Annotated in this window: 17 protein-coding genes; 15 read left to right on the forward strand and 2 right to left on the reverse strand. The window is 50.0% G+C overall.

Annotated elements, in window-relative coordinates; translation table 11 throughout:
• Window positions 1–11 precede the first annotated feature (11 nt).
• The 7 genes from G598_RS0103845 to dnaJ all read left to right on the forward strand — a co-directional run bounded on the left by G598_RS0103845 (window position 12) and on the right by dnaJ (window position 7,485).
• Window positions 12–386 (forward strand): RidA family protein, encoded by a 375-nt coding sequence (locus G598_RS0103845; RefSeq protein WP_026765818.1) that lies wholly within the window; start codon window positions 12–14, stop codon window positions 384–386.
• A 105-nt stretch (window positions 387–491) separates the two neighbouring features.
• Entirely contained in the window at window positions 492–1,880 is a 1,389-nt protein-coding gene (locus G598_RS0103850) for a TrkH family potassium uptake protein (protein WP_026765819.1), read from the forward strand.
• Between the two features lie 12 nt (window positions 1,881–1,892).
• Window positions 1,893–2,549 (forward strand): potassium channel family protein, encoded by a 657-nt coding sequence (locus G598_RS0103855; RefSeq protein ID WP_026765820.1) that lies wholly within the window; start codon window positions 1,893–1,895, stop codon window positions 2,547–2,549.
• Window positions 2,550–2,662: 113 nt separating this feature from the next.
• Entirely contained in the window at window positions 2,663–3,706 is a 1,044-nt protein-coding gene (hrcA, locus tag G598_RS0103860) for a heat-inducible transcriptional repressor HrcA (RefSeq protein ID WP_026765821.1), read from the forward strand.
• Window positions 3,707–3,767: 61 nt separating this feature from the next.
• Window positions 3,768–4,367, forward strand: a complete 600-nt coding sequence (grpE, locus tag G598_RS0103865) for a nucleotide exchange factor GrpE (RefSeq protein WP_026765822.1) — start codon at window positions 3,768–3,770, stop codon at window positions 4,365–4,367.
• A 32-nt stretch (window positions 4,368–4,399) separates the two neighbouring features.
• Window positions 4,400–6,256 carry a molecular chaperone DnaK gene (gene dnaK, locus G598_RS0103870; RefSeq protein WP_026765823.1) on the forward strand — a complete coding sequence of 619 codons (1,857 nt, stop codon included), beginning with the start codon at window positions 4,400–4,402 and terminating at the stop codon, window positions 6,254–6,256.
• A 65-nt stretch (window positions 6,257–6,321) separates the two neighbouring features.
• Window positions 6,322–7,485 carry a molecular chaperone DnaJ gene (gene dnaJ / locus G598_RS0103875; RefSeq protein ID WP_026765824.1) on the forward strand — a complete coding sequence of 388 codons (1,164 nt, stop codon included), beginning with the start codon at window positions 6,322–6,324 and terminating at the stop codon, window positions 7,483–7,485.
• Between the two features lie 264 nt (window positions 7,486–7,749).
• Here the strand turns inward: dnaJ and G598_RS0103880 are convergent, their stop codons facing one another.
• Both G598_RS0103880 and G598_RS16995 read right to left on the reverse strand, forming a co-directional pair.
• A complete protein-coding gene (locus G598_RS0103880) occupies window positions 7,750–8,496 on the reverse strand; it encodes a DUF6994 family protein (RefSeq protein WP_026765825.1) in 747 nt (248 codons plus the stop codon).
• Between the two features lie 18 nt (window positions 8,497–8,514).
• The gene (locus tag G598_RS16995) at window positions 8,515–8,859 is read right to left on the reverse strand and encodes an SIMPL domain-containing protein (RefSeq protein WP_051179911.1); all 345 of its coding nucleotides are present in this window, start codon (window positions 8,857–8,859) and stop codon (window positions 8,515–8,517) included.
• A gap of 424 nt (window positions 8,860–9,283) precedes the next feature.
• Here G598_RS16995 and rpsF point away from each other — a divergent pair, with 424 nt between their 5' ends.
• The 8 genes from rpsF to G598_RS0103925 all read left to right on the forward strand — a co-directional run bounded on the left by rpsF (window position 9,284) and on the right by G598_RS0103925 (window position 16,235).
• Window positions 9,284–9,571, forward strand: coding sequence for a 30S ribosomal protein S6 (gene rpsF, locus G598_RS0103890; protein WP_026765826.1), 288 nt, complete (start codon window positions 9,284–9,286; stop codon window positions 9,569–9,571).
• A gap of 40 nt (window positions 9,572–9,611) precedes the next feature.
• Entirely contained in the window at window positions 9,612–10,046 is a 435-nt protein-coding gene (locus G598_RS0103895; protein WP_026765827.1) for a single-stranded DNA-binding protein, read from the forward strand.
• Window positions 10,047–10,066: 20 nt separating this feature from the next.
• Complete coding sequence (rpsR, locus tag G598_RS0103900; protein ID WP_197019434.1) at window positions 10,067–10,297, forward strand: 30S ribosomal protein S18; 231 nt, start codon at window positions 10,067–10,069, stop codon at window positions 10,295–10,297.
• 59 nt (window positions 10,298–10,356) lie between these two features.
• Complete coding sequence (locus G598_RS17000) at window positions 10,357–11,706, forward strand: ClC family H(+)/Cl(-) exchange transporter (protein ID WP_037363152.1); 1,350 nt, start codon at window positions 10,357–10,359, stop codon at window positions 11,704–11,706.
• Between the two features lie 15 nt (window positions 11,707–11,721).
• Window positions 11,722–12,600: a DUF7005 family protein gene (locus tag G598_RS0103910; protein ID WP_026765828.1), complete on the forward strand. Its 879-nt coding sequence runs from the start codon at window positions 11,722–11,724 to the stop codon at window positions 12,598–12,600.
• Between the two features lie 109 nt (window positions 12,601–12,709).
• The gene (locus G598_RS0103915) at window positions 12,710–13,477 is read left to right on the forward strand and encodes a DeoR/GlpR family DNA-binding transcription regulator (protein ID WP_026765829.1); all 768 of its coding nucleotides are present in this window, start codon (window positions 12,710–12,712) and stop codon (window positions 13,475–13,477) included.
• On the forward strand, window positions 13,474–15,492 hold the full coding sequence (locus G598_RS0103920; protein ID WP_026765830.1) for an LTA synthase family protein: 2,019 nt from the start codon (window positions 13,474–13,476) through the stop codon (window positions 15,490–15,492). The genes G598_RS0103915 and G598_RS0103920 overlap by 4 nt, the downstream gene beginning before the upstream one ends.
• Before the next feature lie 47 nt (window positions 15,493–15,539).
• On the forward strand, window positions 15,540–16,235 hold the full coding sequence (locus G598_RS0103925) for a M48 family metallopeptidase (RefSeq protein WP_026765831.1): 696 nt from the start codon (window positions 15,540–15,542) through the stop codon (window positions 16,233–16,235).
• Window positions 16,236–16,663: the final 428 nt, after the last annotated feature.

Below are 16,663 nucleotides of genomic sequence, written 5' to 3' on the forward strand. Positions count from 1 at the left end.
GAGGAATCATCATGCAGGTCATTCATACCAATAATGCCCCCGCTGCTGTGGGGCCGTACAGTCAGGCAATCAAGGCCGGAAATACACTTTACCTTTCCGGACAGATTGCCATCAATCCTGCCGAGGGCAAGATTGTCGCAACGACGATTGAGGAGCAGGCAGAGCAGTGCTGCAGGAATATCGAAGCGGTATTGAAAGAAGCAGGCACAGATATGAGCAAGGTGGTCAAGACGACCTGTTTCTTGGCTGAGATTGCCGATTTCAAGGCATTTAATGAAGTCTATGCCAAGCATTTCATCAGCAAACCGGCTCGCAGCTGTGTGGCGGTGAAGGATTTGCCGGCAGGGGCACTTTGTGAAATCGAAGCGATTGTCGTAACGGAATAAGGCATGATTATGGCGGCGGGAACCGTTCAGGATAGCTATCCTGATAGTCGTTCCTGCCGCTAACGCATGTTATAACCGAAATGTCACTCACAAGGGAGTGAGGCTATGTTGATAAAAGATAATGGAGAAGAAGATTTTCTACACAAGGTCACAAACGTAAAGGCCCAACAAAAATTTCGCCTAAAGCCGACGCAGACCATTTTACTCAGTTTTGTGCTGATGATTGCTCTGGGAACTTTGCTGCTTATGCTGCCGGCCAGCACCACGAGCGGCGAGGGGCTGCCAGTCATGGATGCGCTTTTCGTATCCACATCGGCCTCCTGCGTTACGGGGCTTACGGTTGTGGATGTGAAGAATGATTTGAGTTTTTTTGGCAAGTGTGTGCTGCTCATGCTGATTCAGGTGGGAGGACTCGGGATTATGACCTTTGCCACGATGGCGGCACATGCAATGGGCTACCGTTTTCGCTTGAAACAGAGCATTATTCTGCAGGAGTCCTTAAACCAAAGCGGACGTGCTGGGCTGTTTGGTCTGATTCGCCGCATGATTATCTATACCTTGGCCGTGGAGGGCTTTTTTGCCTTGCTGCTCACCTGGCACTTTTACCCGGAGTTTGGTTTCGATGCTCTGGGCTACGGGATTTTTCATGCGGTGTCGGCTTTTTGCAATGCGGGCTTTGACCTGTTCGGCAATTATGACAGCCTTTGTCGGCGCCCGGATGATTTTTTCCTTATGGCGGGGATTGGGCTGCCCATTATCCTGGGCGGGATTGGCTTTACCGTGATGTATGATGTGTTGCACGCCGGTGGCTGGCGGAAATTTTCCCTGCATACGAAAATCGTCCTGGTCAGCAATGTGCTGCTAATCTTAGGCGGCACGCTGCTTATCTGGGGCATTGAAACGGGAAACAGCCATACCATTGGGGAAATGCCGCTGGGGCAACAGCTGGCGCATTCGGCCTTTATGTCGGTTTCCTGCCGGACGGCGGGCTTTAATACCTTTGATTTGGCGCAGTCTACGCAGATAACCCAGCTGGTGATGATTATTTTGATGTTTATTGGCGCATCGCCTTTATCCACTGGCGGCGGTATCAAGGGAACGACCTTTTTCGTCATCATGCGGTCGGTATGGGCGGTCTTTCGTGGGGAGAGTGAACTAACGGTCTTTGGCCGGGCCATCAGCAAGGAGTTGCGGGATCAGGCATTTGCCATCTTTACCATTGGCACCATTTGGGTGGTGGCGATGGGGATACTGCTTTCCGTGATTGACGGCGAGGTGCATGACCTCGAAGAAGTGATTTTTGAAACGGTGTCGGCTTTTGGCACAGTCGGTATGGGAATTGGCATAACCCTTAGCTGGAATGACTGGGGCAAGGGGCTTTTGGCGCTGACTATGCTGCTGGGCAGGGTGGGGATTATGACCTTCCTGCTGTCCTTTATCCGGCAGAAGCAATCCACCATCAAGCACCCGGAAGAAGATATTATGATTGGATAAGAAGGGATAGATATGGCAGGTAAACGACAATTTGCGGTTTTGGGACTGGGGCGTTTTGGCATCAGCGCAGCCCAAACGCTGGAAGAAATGGGCTATGAAGTGCTGGGCGTGGATATGGACACGAGTGTTGTCGCCGCTTTGGCGGAATCCTTATCGCAGGTGGTAAGCTTTGATATGCGCGATGCCCGGGCATTGGACCAGGTGGGCATTGGTAGTTTTGATACCGTAATCATCGCCGCGAAGAATCTGGAAGCAAGTCTGATGGCGACCATGCTCTGCAAGGAGCGGAAGGTTCCCGAAATTGTTGTCAAGGCGATTGATGAACGTCATGCGGAAATGGCGCGCAGGCTCGGAGCCACGAAGATTATCTTTTCCGAGCGGGATATGGCACGGCGCACGGTGATGCATCTGGTTTCGCCCAATGCGGTGGATTATATCGATTTGGCGGGAAGCATTAAGATTATCAATACGGCCCCGCCAAAGTGGCTGGTGGGCAAGAGCATTATTGAAGCGAATTTACGCGGAAAGTACAATGTCACCATCATCGCCATTCGTCATGGCAGCGATATCATGGTTACGCCTTCGCCGGATTATCGCTTTACTGCAGAAGATGATATCTTCATTATCGGCAAGGATTCTTCCTTGGTGAAGTTCGAACAGGATTTTTGACTTTTTGATTTATTATCTCTTGACTTTTTGTTTTATTCGCGGTATCATTCTTATAGACTTAAATTTAGCACTCATCTTTTTAGAGTGCTAACAGAGTCGAAAGGAGGGAGCAAATGCCGGAAAAGCTGTATGAGCTGGACGAGCGTAAACAGCGGGTGCTGAAGGCCGTTATCGACGATTATATCGAATCGGCAGAACCGGTCGGTTCACGGGCTCTTGCCCGCAAGCACGATTTGGGCGTCAGTCCGGCCACCATTCGCAATGAGATGGCGGATTTGGAAATGCTTGGGTATTTGCAGCATTTGCACACTTCCTCCGGGCGGGTGCCATCTTCGAAGGGCTATCGGTTCTATGTGGACGGCCTTATCCCGCCCAAGCCCGTCAGTGATGAAGAAAAGGCGCTGATTGACCGCTGGTACAAATCCAGGGTGCAGCGCATTGACCAGGTTTTCGAGGAAACGGCGCGCCTTATCTCGGCGATAACGAAGAATGTTTCGCTGGTGCTGGCGCCGCAGATGACACAGGCACAGTTCCGCTGCCTGCAGTTCCTGCCGCTGGATGCCCGCCGCGTGATTACGGTATTGATGACCGATGCGGGATTTATCGAAAACAAAATTCTGGAAATGCCTGACGGCGCAGAATTTGAGGATTTTCAGCGCATGGCGGCGGTGATTAATGAGAACTTAGCCGGACATACCTTAAAATCCATCGAGCATCATGCCTTGGCGCAAATTCGGGACGAAATCCGCGATGAGGGATTGTACGATTCAGCGCTCTCCATCATTCAGCGGGCACTGGACAGCGGCAAGCAGGAACGCCTGTACTTGGGCGGTACGACCAAGATGCTCGAACAGCCCGAATACCATGATGTGGAAAAGGTCAAGCACATGCTCATGACCCTTGAAGAAGAAGAACTCATGAAGGATATCCTCAGAGCCCATATCGGTGATGGCCTGGAAGTCACCATCGGTCAGGAAAATGAGGACAGCCACTTCAAGGACAGCAGCATCATCACAGCGACCTATCATTTGGATGGTGAGCTGCTCGGTACGATTGCGGTGCTCGGGCCGACCCGTATGGAGTACGCCAAGGCTATGAGCCTCTTGGAGTACATGAACAACAATTTAACCAACGTTATCAAACGCTTTCACTGGTAGTTGCTGGTAACAAAGCGAAAAATAATTACCTTGGAAAGAGGTGAATGAATTGCCATCATTCATGAAAGATGAATTAAAAAAGAAGGATGAGCAAAAGCTGGAGGAAATGCAGCAGGAAATCAACGCTGCTGATTCTGATGAAGCCGATGAGGCAGAAGCCGCCAGCGAAAGCGCAGAAACTGAAGCAGAAAACAAGGATTCTCAGGACGAAGCTGCTGCCCAGATTGAAAAACTGACGGCAGAGCTCAAGGAGAAGGAAGACCGTGTCCTGCGCCTGCAGGCGGATTTTGAAAACTTCCGCCGCCGTACGAGCAAGGAAAAGGAAGAACTCTCCGCAGTGGTTACCCAGGGAATGCTCAAAGATATGCTGCCGCTTTTGGATAACTTCGAGCGCGCTATGGCCGCTGAAGCCAAAGACGGCGAGGCTTTCCAGAAGGGCGTGGAAATGATTTTCACGCAGTTCACGGAAATCCTCAAGAAAAATGGTCTGGAGCATATCGAAGTGGAAGGTCAGAAATTTGACCCGAACTTCCATCAGGCCGTCATGCGCGTGCAGAATGCAGATATGGAAGATGATGACATCGCCCAGGAACTGCAGAAGGGATACATGGTCAAAGGCCGTGTAATCCGTCCGAGCATGGTGCAGGTAGTTGCTAATTGATTCGTTAATGAAGTTTTTTAGGAGGATATATCATGTCAAAAGTTATTGGTATTGACTTAGGTACGACGAACTCCGTTGTATCCGTTATGGAAGGCGGCGAACCGACCGTTATCACGAACCCGGAAGGCAGCCGTATCACCCCGTCCGTTGTTGGTTTCACGAAGGACGGCCAGCGCCTCGTTGGTCAGCTGGCTAAGCGTCAGGCTGTGTCCAACCCGGACCGCACGATTGCTTCCATCAAACGGCACATGGGCGAAAATGACTACAAGGTCAGCATTGATGGCAAGGATTACACCCCGCAGGAAATCTCCGCTATGGTTCTGCAGAAGCTCAAAGCTGATGCAGAGGCATACCTCGGTGAAACCGTCAGCCAGGCTGTAATCACGGTTCCGGCTTACTTCAACGACAGTCAGCGTCAGGCTACCAAAGATGCTGGTAAGATTGCTGGTCTTGAAGTTCTGCGTATCATCAACGAACCGACGGCAGCTGCTTTGGCTTATGGTCTCGACAAGGACGAAGACGAAACGGTTCTCGTATTCGACCTCGGCGGTGGTACGTTCGATGTGTCCATCCTTGAACTCTCCAGTGGTGCATTTGAGGTTCTCGCCACCAGCGGTGATACTCACCTCGGCGGTGACGATTTCGACCAGAAGATTATGGACTGGATGGTTGAAGAATTCAAGAAGGAAAACAGCATTGACCTGTCCCAGGACAAGATGGCTGCTCAGCGTTTGAAGGAAGCTGCTGAAAAAGCTAAGATTGAGCTTTCCAGCATGACCCAGACGAACATCAACCTGCCGTTCATCACGGCTGATGCTACGGGCCCGAAACACCTCGACCTCACGCTGTCCCGCGCTAAGTTCGATGAACTGACCCGTGACCTCGTAGAACGCACGATGGAACCGACCCGCAAGGCTATGGCTGATGCTGACCTTACCGGCAGCGATATCAACAAGGTTATCCTCGTCGGTGGTTCTTCCCGTATCCCGGCTGTTCAGGAAGCTATCCGTCAGTTCCTGGCCAAAGAACCGTCCAAGGGCGTTAACCCGGATGAATGCGTATCCGTTGGTGCGGCTATTCAGGGTGGCGTACTGGTCGGCGAAGTCAAGGACGTACTGCTCCTCGACGTTACGCCGCTGTCTCTGGGTATCGAAACCCTCGGCGGTGTCTGCACGAAGATCATCGAGCGCAACACGACGATTCCGACGCACAAGAGCCAGGTATTCTCCACGGCTGCGGATAACCAGCCGTCCGTTGATATCCATGTTCTGCAGGGTGAACGCGAAATGGCTGCCGGCAACAAGACGCTGGGCCGTTTCGAACTCTCCGATATTCCTCCTGCACCGCGTGGGGTTCCTAAGATTGAAGTTTCCTTCGATATCGATGCCAATGGTATTGTGCATGTATCCGCTAAGGACCTCGGCACGGGCAAGGAACAGAAGATTACGATTCAGTCCGACAGCGGTATGAGCAAGGAAGATATTGACCGTATGGTTAAGGAAGCCGAAGCTCATGCAGCTGAAGATAAGAAGCAGAAAGAAGCCGTTGAGGTTAAGAACCAGGGCGAAAGCCTTGCATATCAGGCTGAAAAGACCCTGAAAGACCTCGGCGACAAAGCGGACAAGACGCAGGCTGCTAATGTTCAGGCTGGTATTGACAAACTCAAAGAAGCCCTCAAGGGTGGCGATACGGAGGCCATCAAGAAGGCTACGGAAGAACTGCAGAAGCCGCTCTACGAAATGAGCGCTGCAGCATACCAGCAGGCTCAGGCCGCTGGCGCACAAGGAGCACCGGGCGCAGATGCAGGTGCGGGTGCTCAGCAGCAGGCTAAGGCTGACGATGATGTAGTTGATGCCGAATATACGGAAGTCAAAGACGACAAGAAATAATTAGAGGTTTTTGATGGATTATTGGGAGCCGCATGGCTCCCAATAGTTTTTAAGGATGGTGCAACGTGAGCGAAAAACGCGATTATTATGAGGTGCTGGGCGTTGATAGAAACGCTACGGATAAAGAACTCAAAAAAGCAAGAAATAAAATGGCCCTCAAATATCATCCCGACCGTAATCCTGACAATCCCAAGGAAGCGGAAGAAAAAATGAAGGAGGTCAATGAGGCATATGATGTCCTCAAAGACCCGCAGAAAAGGGCGGCCTATGACCAGTACGGCCATGAAGCTTTCCAGAATGGTATGGGCGGCGGAGCCGGCGGCTTTGGCGGCTTTGGCGGCGGTTTTGGCGGCTTTGGCGGCGGTGCTGAAGGTTTCGGGGATATCTTCGATATGTTCTTCGGCGGCGGTGGACGCCGTTCCAGCGGCCGTCCCGGCCCGGAACGCGGCAGCGACCTGCGTTATGATTTGGAAATCACCTTTGAGGAAGCGGCTTTTGGTAAAGAAGCTGAGCTGAATGTTCCCCGCACGGAACAGTGTGACCACTGCCATGGCACGGGTGCACAACCTGGCACCAGTCCGGAAACCTGCCCGGATTGTCATGGTACGGGTACCCGTCAGACCGTGGCCAATACGCCGTTTGGCCGCATGGTCAATCAGACCACCTGTGGCCGCTGTCATGGCACAGGCAAGATTGTCAAGAATCCCTGCTCGAGCTGTAATGGCACGGGCCGCAAGAAGGTTACGCGGAAAATCAAGGTCAATATCCCGAAAGGTGTGGACAATGGCTCCCGCGTGCGCGTAAGCGGCGGCGGTGAGGCCGGTGTTCGTGGCGGTGGCAATGGCGACCTCTACGTTTACATCTTCATCAAGCCGCACCGGATTTTCCGTCGTGAAGGCTATGATGTGATTGTAGAAGTGCCGGTATCCTTCGTGCAGGCCGCACTGGGCGACAAAGTACAGGTGCCGACCATTGACGGCCCCGTGGAAATCAAGATTCCGGCTGGCACGCAGTCGGGCAAGATTCTGCGCCTGCGTGAACGCGGTATTCCGCATCTGCGTGGCAATGGGCGTGGTGACGAGCATGTGGTCATCAAGGTGCTCACGCCGCAGAACCTCAACCAGCGGCAGAAAGAACTCCTTAAAGAGTTCGGCGAAATCAGCGGAGATAAGGTGAATCCGGAGCAGAAGAGCTTCCTGGATAACATCAAGAATCTTTTCAAAAAGTAAATAAGGTGGCGTGGCGGCAGGGCAGGTGACTGTCTGCGCTGTGCTATGACCTTGGGCTAAAAATCTTTTTTGCCTTTTATAAAACGCAAAGTACTTAAACTCACTTCGTTCAGACAAAAGTACTTTGCGTTTTTGTTGTGGTGGGCAAAAAAGATTTTCTTAACGCCAAAGGCCAAACGCTTCGCTGCAGACAGCTACCTGCCCTGCCGCCATGAAGTTAAAGCCTTCCAACTTTTTGGGGATAATTCTACGAAAAAGCATAATTTAGGATATAGCTGCTTTTATTCTGGAGTTACGTTTTTCCAAGAAATCCATCTCCGCATCAATATATTTCAGATATTCTTCAACAGTCTGCGGTAATGTTTGACCTGTAAAACTACCGTCCCCTAGCCAAAAGCGTATATTCTTGTAATCTTCCGTAACACAGTCCTGCAAGTAGAAAAAGTCCACATAGCCTTTGAAGTCATTGAATAATGCAAAGAAATCACGGTCATATTCCATAACATCCGTGAGTGGGCTGGATTCGCCGTTGTAGTATCGTCTGATACATTCCATAGTCAAATCCCATCTGTCACGAATCCTTTTGTCAGTACCTCGGCGTTGATTCATACTGTTGCGATGTTTTGGGAAAATTATTGTGCCGCCAATAGTATATGCCTTATGTAGAAAATCCTCCATGAATGCTTTGTAGTCAGGTAAATGTTTTATAACAGCTTCAATGGTCTTTCTATTGTCTCTGTATCGAAAACTAGCCAAGATAGAATCACTGCCGAAATATAGATTACGCCAACTAAGATAATTTAATCCAGAACACCTAGACAGCTCAAACGACTCACCATTAGGTAAAATCTTGCTCCATAGCAGTTGATGGTATCTTTGCAAGGTGGGGCTGCAAGCGTCAGGGTCGCAAGCTCCTGCTCCTAGTCCCTCATTCCGTGACCAAAAGCCATCCCAGTAGCCTGGAGAATCCATAGTGAAATCAAAAGATACATCGATTTTTTTCTGATTCATAATCCTCGCATATCTCCATTAGATAATTTCCCAAATGAAATCAACAGTATCTTCCTCTTCTACATTATCTGGCTGTATTTGGGCTGGTGATTCTTGTTCGCCTTTTCCCATCCATACTGGTATATCTATATAATCGAATTCCACCTTACTCCAAGAATACTCTATGTGCAGGAGCTTACCTAATTTTACACCAGATGCTTTGCAAAGTACGTTTGCTTTACGATGAGCATCTTCAGCTGCAGATTCCATGATACGGTCTCGCATTATGCGAACATCCTTTACTGTAAATGCAATCGAAGCCTCTGGTTTAGCGGTGCATTTTTCAATGGCAGTCATTGCCTTGGTTATTTTTTCCCTATCCATGTTGAATCTTCCTCCGTTTTTCACGCTTTGTATGGCGTATATCAGACATTATTAGAATAATATTCATCATGGTATTTTCGGTGTGCTGATGTGGTTTTCCTGCAATTCCTTGACTATTTGCTCTTATGATTTACACAGTTCTGAGTGTTACATCGCAGTGTTAAGTTTCGGCTGGTAGTGAGGAGGGGAGGGGCGGGGATGACTTTCTGGAACGTTTGACAAGCCTGTCTAAGTGGAAGAAAGTCATCCCCGCCCCTCCCCTCCGTCTTTTACAGAAGAAGAAAAAAATCTCTTGCAAACGTCACCGGGAAATGGTATAATTTCCTAGTCGTGAGACAAATAAGTTTTGTTTTGAGTTGAAATAACATTTCAACCTCTGCTCCTGTGCGAGCAGGAGCCAAAGACCAGAGAGGGAGGTGATTTCGTGAGAAAGTACGAAGTCATTTTTATCGTGAAACCGATGGAAGAAGAAGCTACGAACGCTGTTATCAGCAAGTTCACTAAGCTCATCACCGAAAACGGCGGTACTATCGATAAAGAAGATCGTTGGGGCAAGAAGCGTCTTGCTTATGAGATCAAAGACTGCACTGAGGGTTTCTATGAACTGCTCTACGTTACCTGCGAACCCGCATGCGTAGCTGAGTGCGACCGTGTAATGAAGATTACGGACGGTATCCTCAAGCATATGATCGTGAAAAACGACGAAGAGTAATTAGAAGTACGCCAATTTTTGGCGTCAGGGAGGATGTATCATGAATAAGGCAATACTGATAGGCCGTCTGACCCGTGACCCGGAAGTGCGTTACACGCAGTCCGGCACTGCAGTATGTACCTTTACGTTGGCTGTCGATAGACGTTTTGCCCGTAGAGATGCTAACGATGGTCAGCCCACGGCGGATTTTATTCCCATTGTTGTATGGAGCAAGCTGGCTGAAGTTTGCGGCAACAACTTGGTGAAGGGCCGTCGGATTTCTGTGGAAGGCCGCATTCAGGTAAGAAACTACGATGCACAAGATGGTACGAAGCGTTATGTGACGGAAATCGTAGCAAGTGAAGTAGAGTTCTTGGATTCCAAGGGGTCTGCTCCTCAGGCTGGCGGTTTTGGTGCTCCGGCACCGGCAGCACCGCAGTCTGCACCTGTTGATGGTTTTGGCCCGTCCATCCCTGACGAAGAAATCCCGTTTTAAGTTAGGAGGGAATTACTTTGATGAGACGTGACAGAAGCAGAAGACCTCGTAGAAAGGTCTGCTCGTTCTGCGTAGACAAGGTCGAACATATCGACTATAAAGACGTGGCAAAACTCCGTCGCTTCATTACGGAGCGCGGCAAGATCCTGCCCCGTCGTATCTCCGGCAACTGCGCTAAGCATCAGCGCCAGGTGACTGTTGCCATCAAACGTGCTCGCAATATCGCATTGCTGCCGTTCACTGCTGAATAAGCAAATTTGCAAGCCTTCCCTTCGGGGAGGGCTTGTTTTCATTTTAGAGGAGAAGATAGATGCAGGAACGATTGGAACATTTTTTACAAATACTCACCGACCCTAAACGGCTGAAACTGCGGCTTTTTATTGAAGGTAATATTATCGGCATCTTTACGGGGCTCACCATTGCCCTGTTTCGTTATCTGCTCGAACTATCCGAGGAAAATCTCCCGCGTTTGTATCAATACTTGCAGGCAAATCCGGCCTATATTCCCGGCTGGTTTGCTGTGCTGGTGGTGATTGGGTTTATCCTGCATCGTATGCTCAAGGCCGATGGCATGATTTCCGGTTCGGGTATCCCGCAAATCAAGGGAATTCTGATGGGCCGGATGGATATGCAGTGGGCGCGCGTGCTGCTGCTAAAATTTACCGGTGCGGTAATGGGCATTGGTGCAGGGCTTTCCCTAGGACGTGAAGGCCCCAGCGTCCAGCTCGGTGCTTGCCTGGGACAGGGCGTAGGCCGTTTGACCCATAGGAGCTACGAGGAAAATCATTATCTGCTTACGGCTGGCGCAGGAGCAGGCTTGGCTGCTGCCTTTAATGCGCCGTTGGCGGGTGCGATTTTTTGTCTGGAGGAGCTGACGAAGAATTTTTCGCCCTATGTGTTGATGGGCTCTATTGCAGCCACGGTTACGGCAACGACGGTGACACAGTTTTTCTTTGGCATGGAGCCAGTGTTTCATATGGGCGAGATTCCCGTGGTGATGGCGGGCAATGTCTATATAGTACTGATTCTACTGGGGGCTTTTGTGGGATCTTTGGGTCTGGGCTTTAACAAGATGCTTGTGATTTCGTTGGATACCTATGCCAAATCGCCCTTAAAACCGTGGCAAAAGCCTTTGGTGCCGCTTTTTGCCGCAGGTGTTATCGGCTTTTTCCTGCCGGAAATCTTGGGCGGTGGCAGCCCGCTCGTGGATGCTTTGGTAGAACATCAATATGCGATTGGCTTTTTGCTCCTGCTCTTGGCGGGAAAATTTTTCTTTACCATGCTGTGTTTTGGTTCCGGTGTGCCTGGCGGCATATTTTTGCCCATGCTGGTATTGGGCGCTGTGGGTGGGGCGCTGTTTGCCCAGCTGGCTGTAGCAGCAAATCTTTTGGCACCGCAATGGACGGTGAACTGCATTGTCTTTGGCATGGCGGCCTATTTTTCGGCAGTGGTGAAATCGCCGGTTACGGGGGCAATCCTCATCATGGAGATGACCGGCTCTTTTCAGCATTTACTGTCGTTGATGTTGGTTTCGATGACTGCTTTTTTGGTAGCAGAGTATATGGGCAGTGAACCTGTATATGATATGCTCTTAAACCGCAGCTTGGCTTTGATGGACAAGGCGCGGAAGCACATTAAGGAAAGCCGGGTGACTGGTTGAAGGGAGAAAGGCAATATGTTTCGAGATAAGCGATTGTTGACGGCTGAGGAATACCTCGCCCATGCTTATGCTATACCTGCGCTTATTCCGTTTATGCCCATGCCAGATGAGAAATTTGTTGGCAGTTGGCGAGAGGCAGCAGGAAGAGAAGTTTTGGACTTTCTGACGGCTGAACTGGTACTGCCCGCATTGGCTTTTGACTGGGAGCATGAATCTGCTCTGCTGATATCCTTTGTACAGACGTTAGGGGGGAAGCTGCCGGTCATAGATACTGCTTCTCACCGGGATTTTCGTCAGATGGAAGCACTGTTGAATGGGAGAAAAGAGGTCAGGAACCTTTTGGCATCCGTAAATGCCTTCACGCTGCAGACGAAGGCTTCTTCGCTATATCGTCATCGTGTCCTGTTGCTGAACCGTGCACCCTACAGCAATGTTTCTGCTGCCGCAGCAGGCTGCCCGGAGGAAGAATGGCTGGAACGTTCCCACCATCTGCGCCTGGCTCATGAATGCGCTCACTATGAAACCTTACGCATTTTGGGGGGGATGAAGAATCACGCCTTGGATGAACTATTAGCCGATACATTGGGACAACTCGCCGCATTTGGTAATTTTAGCGCCGCCAGGCAGAGAGCTTTCTTTGGCTTGACCAAGGGGGAGGATAGCTGCACGGGGAGACTCGCTTTTTACACGAACAACGTGCTGCCCGAAGAACGTGGCCGGGTTTTCCGCGCAGTTGACCAAGTGTTGGATATTCTAGAAGTGGAAGTGAAGGCGTTGCTTTCACAAAAGGCAGGCAAATTGGAGTGGTTGACAGGTATTGCTGGCAAGAGCATAACCGAAAGGCTGGCAGATGCCGGCTGCCTGTCGGATAAATTTCCCAGAAAAATGACTTGATAATTTATCGCAAATCTAGTAAACTAATTGTACAACAATAATAACAAACAATACCTTACGGCTTCCCCTAGTTTATTGTAAGGAAAAAATCAATGGGAGTGAATTGCAGATGTTTTTGGAAGAACGTCAGGAGATTATTCTGAGCATGCTTGCTCGCGATGGCAAGGTGCGTGTCCGCGACCTCAGTGAGAAATTCAAGGTGACTGAAGACTGTATCCGCAAGGATTTGGGTGCTTTGGAGAAAAAGGGAAAACTCAAACGCACCTATGGTGGCGCTGTACGCATTCGTGAAAACAGCCATATGCTCGAAGTCAGCAAGCATCGTAATACGGATGTGGAAGCTAAACAGCGTATTGCTCAGGCAGCTGTAAAACTTATACATGAGCGCGATATGGTATTCCTCGATATCTCTACGAGCAACCTGGCTATTGCGGAACTCCTGGTCAAGATGGACCAGGATATCACGGTTGTGACCAACATGATTGACATTCTCGTGGTGCTGGCCCGCAATCCGAAAATCCGCGTGGTCTTTGCCGGCGGTAAAATCAACAAGAGCCGTGATGGTTTCTGGGGCGGCATGACGCTGGACTTCATTTCCCGCCTGAAACCGGATATCGCTTTTGTCGGTGCCGTAGGCGTTGACGTTAAGGAAAACAGTGTTTCCACTTACGATATTGATGACGGCATCAATAAGGCCGCCATTATCCGTCACAGCAAGAAGGCTTATGTAGTAGCTGAAGCTCGCAAGCTCAGCACAGATGGCAACTACAACTACACTACGCTGGACACCCTGTCCGGCCTGATTACCGATACGCTGCCGGCTCAGGACATTCAGGAAGCTGCTGATTCTTATGGGGTGGAAATCATTCTGCCATGAGTATAAATTTCCCATCAAGATTTAGCTGGGAAAATTTTCATAGGGTTATTGTAAAAGGACTGAAGGTATATGCTTTTTACCTGGCAGTCCTTTCCCTTTTCCGGCTCTTTTTTATTCTGTGGCTTAATGACTATTGGGGGCCGCAGACCTCCGGCAGCGATATTGCTTTGGCGCTTTGGCGTGGCAGCCGTCTGAGTATGCAGACGGCAGGTGCGTTGACGCTCATTAGCTTTGTGCCCGCCTTTACGGCGCATTATCTCCTGCCAAAAATCGAAAACTATCTATGGCTGGGGATAAACGGCCTGCTGCTTATGGTGCTGTCTGTGCTTTATATGGCCAGCTTTCCCTATTACCGCATTTATCGTATGAATTTCAATCAGATGATTTTTACGGGAATGAATGAGGATTGGGGCGCCCTGTTCTGGACTATGGTTGATCAGTATGCCCTGCCGGCCCGCTTTGCCGGGGCAATGCTCTTGACCTTTGTACTTTGGCAGCTCTTGCGCAGGCTGCTGGCTTGGCAAATGCCCTTATTGCCCATTGCCCATTGGCCCCTGTGGGGAAAGATGGTCGTGCGTGCCGCTTTCCTCTATCTCGTGTATATTGCGGTGCTGTTGGGCATCTTTGGCGGCAGTCTGGGCTGGCAGACGGCGGTGGACTGGGAAAATGCGGGCGTGACCAAGGATGAGTTCTTAAATGAGGCAATCCTCGATAACCCGCAGGCCATCTACCGGGCCTATAACCTCAACAGCCGCATGTTGGCCTGTAATGGGCTGGATTTCACCATGGAGGATATCCAGCAGCTGGCCGCCAATTTAAGTGGCAAGCCTGCCGATACGAATAATCTCGATGTTTATTTGCAAAGAAATGTGGTACAGGGAACGGAACAGCCGCCCCGTCATGTCTTTGTGATTCTCTCCGAAAGTCTGGCGAACTGGCCGCTGTTGGATAAGTACAAGGATATTCCCATTGCTGAAGATTTGCGCGGGCTGGTGATGGCCGAGGATTCGGATTACTGTCCGACCTTTCTGCCCAATGGTGCCAGCACCGTATCGGCTGTGACCGGCTCGGTGGCAGGTGTAGCCGATGCCAACCTCTATCTGACCACTATGCCCGAGTCCTTTGCCGCACCCTATCCGACAGCCAGTGCACCGCAGATGGCAAAATTGGGCTATGAAACCAACTTTTTCTATGCCGGGCCGGCTACCTGGGAGCGCATTGGTGCCTTTACGCAGGCGCAGGGCTTCCAGCATTTCTACAGCCGTGGTGATTTCGGTGATGTGCCGGGGAGTGTCTGGGGCTGTGAAGATGAATGCCTCTATGCCAATATCATGGAGCGTTTAACAGATGCGCCGAGCTTCAATATTATCCTCAATGCATCGAATCATTCACCCTATGATGTGGATGTGGAAGCGAAGGGCTTTGATAAGGAAAAAGTGCGGGCGGCACTGCCTGCGGCCTATCAGCAGGACGAAGAACTCCTGCGGGAACTCGGTCATTATTGGTATGCCCAGCGGGAACTGGTCAAATTCGTGCGGGAGGTCAAGGCCAAATATCCCGACAGCCTGTTTGTCATCGTGGGGGACCATGGCGACCGCTACAATATCGAAAAACAGCCGGATATGTATGCCCGTTACGGCATTCCCTTTATCGTGACGGGGAAAAATATCCATAAGGGCACGCTGCTGGCCGACAGTGCGGGCAGTCAGATTGATATATTCCCTACGCTGATGGAGCTTACAGCGCCTAAAGGCACAAGCTATATGGCACTGGGGCAGAGCCTGACGACTACCAGTACGAAGGGCGTTAACTATGGCTTCTGGATTACCCGCACAGCCATCGGCAAGGCCGATACTGTGCCACTGGTGCCAGAGGCCATTGCGGGCGGCGAAGCAGCAGTTATTGACGACCAGGCCATGCAGGATTATATCAACGCCATAAGAGCCATCTCGTGGTGGCGGCCAAAATACGGGCCGATACTCGACCAGAAGATTTTGGATGAAAAGGGAAGATAGTTGCAGCTGGAAAAATTTTTGTAATTGGCTGTAGTGAGGTTTTATTGATGCAGATGCAGGTGGCCGAAGTTGCCATTGAAGTACAGAAGAAGAAAATCAAGAATATGCACCTCTATGTCAAACCACCCTGTGGCAGGGTGGTTATTTCTGCACCTTTGCGTGTGCCGAATAAAGCTATTGAACTATTTGCCCGCACCAATCTTCCGTGGGTTCGGCGGCAGATAAAGAAGTTTCAGGAGCAGCCTCGTGCGTCTAAGCGGCAGTATGTGTCAGGGGAAACGCTCTATCTATGGGGTGAATCTTATCGCCTTGTGGTTATCGAGTCGCAGAAGCCCGCCTATAAAATCATGGGCGATAAAATCTTGTTGTACCTGCCGAAAAAGTCCGACGTGGACTGGCGGGAGAAGTTTATGCGGGAAGTCTATCGGGCGGAGCTGATTAAGAAAGCCAAAGTGCTGCTGCCCAAATGGGAGGCGATTACAGGCCTGAAGTCCAACGAATGGCGTACCAAATATATGAAAACCCGCTGGGGCACCTGCAATATCACAGCCAAAAGAATCTGGCTCAATGTCCAACTGGCGCAGAAACCGCCTGTGTGTTTGGAATATGTAATACTCCATGAGCTGACTCATCTGCTGGAGAAACATCATAATGCGAGATTTTATGGCCATGTGGCAAAGTTTATGCCGGACTGGCAGGAAATCCGGGCACGGCTGAATAATTTGCGGCTCGATGTGGGATAATAACAGGCAGAGCGTATATATGCTTACGAATCGCTATTACAAGTCTGGTATAGCAGAATGATTGACAGCTGGATATGCTGCAGATAACAACTGTCCGCACCGTTGTGGAGCAACAACGTTTGGTGCGGACAATATTTTTGCTTAAATTACAGTCCTGCGGAAAATGCATGCCTGTAAAGAAAAACAGATTTTGGCTCGGAACATGGCATAGGAAGCTACGCAAATTTATACTACAAATAATTAGGGGGCGATATCTATCTGGCAGAAAAAGTTAAAATATGTTATATCCAAATTATCACAAAATTGACTAAAATCATACTTTACTATATAATTATAATAATGGCAGGAATATGCGTTTTTTTAAAGAATATTTTTGTATAGAAATGAAAAGGATTAGGGATAACACTCCTTGTGGACGGATCTGAAAG

Origin of the sequence: Selenomonas ruminantium subsp. ruminantium ATCC 12561, from assembly GCF_000424065.1 — a bacterium.
GTDB lineage: Bacteria > Bacillota > Negativicutes > Selenomonadales > Selenomonadaceae > Selenomonas_A > Selenomonas_A ruminantium.

Excerpts from the sequence above, each read along its gene's own strand:
- G598_RS0103845 (WP_026765818.1), top strand. The coding sequence starts at position 12 with ATGCAGGTCATTCATACCAATAATGCCCCCGCTGCTGTGGGGCCGTAC.
- G598_RS0103850 (WP_026765819.1), top strand. The coding sequence starts at position 492 with ATGTTGATAAAAGATAATGGAGAAGAAGATTTTCTACACAAGGTCACA.
- G598_RS0103855 (WP_026765820.1), top strand. The coding sequence starts at position 1,893 with ATGGCAGGTAAACGACAATTTGCGGTTTTGGGACTGGGGCGTTTTGGC.
- hrcA (WP_026765821.1), top strand. The coding sequence starts at position 2,663 with ATGCCGGAAAAGCTGTATGAGCTGGACGAGCGTAAACAGCGGGTGCTG.
- grpE (WP_026765822.1), top strand. The coding sequence starts at position 3,768 with ATGAAAGATGAATTAAAAAAGAAGGATGAGCAAAAGCTGGAGGAAATG.
- dnaK (WP_026765823.1), top strand. The coding sequence starts at position 4,400 with ATGTCAAAAGTTATTGGTATTGACTTAGGTACGACGAACTCCGTTGTA.
- G598_RS0103880 (WP_026765825.1), bottom strand. The coding sequence starts at position 8,496 with ATGAATCAGAAAAAAATCGATGTATCTTTTGATTTCACTATGGATTCT.
- G598_RS16995 (WP_051179911.1), bottom strand. The coding sequence starts at position 8,859 with ATGGATAGGGAAAAAATAACCAAGGCAATGACTGCCATTGAAAAATGC.
- G598_RS0103895 (WP_026765827.1), top strand. The coding sequence starts at position 9,612 with ATGAATAAGGCAATACTGATAGGCCGTCTGACCCGTGACCCGGAAGTG.
- rpsR (WP_197019434.1), top strand. The coding sequence starts at position 10,067 with ATGAGACGTGACAGAAGCAGAAGACCTCGTAGAAAGGTCTGCTCGTTC.
- G598_RS17000 (WP_037363152.1), top strand. The coding sequence starts at position 10,357 with ATGCAGGAACGATTGGAACATTTTTTACAAATACTCACCGACCCTAAA.
- G598_RS0103910 (WP_026765828.1), top strand. The coding sequence starts at position 11,722 with ATGTTTCGAGATAAGCGATTGTTGACGGCTGAGGAATACCTCGCCCAT.
- G598_RS0103915 (WP_026765829.1), top strand. The coding sequence starts at position 12,710 with ATGTTTTTGGAAGAACGTCAGGAGATTATTCTGAGCATGCTTGCTCGC.
- G598_RS0103920 (WP_026765830.1), top strand. The coding sequence starts at position 13,474 with ATGAGTATAAATTTCCCATCAAGATTTAGCTGGGAAAATTTTCATAGG.
- G598_RS0103925 (WP_026765831.1), top strand. The coding sequence starts at position 15,540 with ATGCAGATGCAGGTGGCCGAAGTTGCCATTGAAGTACAGAAGAAGAAA.